The 419-nt window shown below is 55.6% G+C and carries 1 protein-coding gene; it reads left to right on the top strand.

Translation table 11 applies throughout. The features are described 5' to 3' along the window. Positions 1–174: 174 nt before the first annotated feature. Positions 175–419 (top strand): SDR family NAD(P)-dependent oxidoreductase (locus tag K206_RS39715; protein ID WP_043367372.1); only part of this gene is annotated, 245 nt, incomplete at its 3' end.

Raw genomic sequence — 419 nt, 5'->3', positions numbered from 1 at the left:
TGACTTTGACTTTAAGACTTTGATTTTAAGTATTTGATTTAAATACTTTGACTTTGAAGTTAAATATTTGATAATTTGAATTTAAACAATATAAGAGAAGATCCAGGTAATTGAGAGATAAAAAATAATAAACCAACCACGCCCCCCCATATCCCCCTGAGGTATAGTCCCCAAATGACTACCTCCCCCTTCTCCCTAACCAACCGCGTGGCCCTGATCACCGGCGGCGCCCAGGGCCTCGGCCTGGCCATCGCCACCGCCCTTCGTCAGGCCGGCGCCCACGTGATCATCGCCGCCCGCAATGCCGACCGCGTGCACGCGGCCGTGGCGCGGCTTGACGGCGGCGCCGAGCCGCTGGTGCTCGACATCACCGATGAAGCCGCGGTCGCGGCCGCCTTCGCGCGCATCGACGCCAGCCA

The organism is Cupriavidus sp. WS (genome assembly GCF_000395345.1).
Taxonomy (GTDB): domain Bacteria; phylum Pseudomonadota; class Gammaproteobacteria; order Burkholderiales; family Burkholderiaceae; genus Cupriavidus; species Cupriavidus basilensis_B.
Note: the sequence above shows the minus strand (reverse complement) of the source record. Positions and strands in the feature narration are given on the sequence as shown.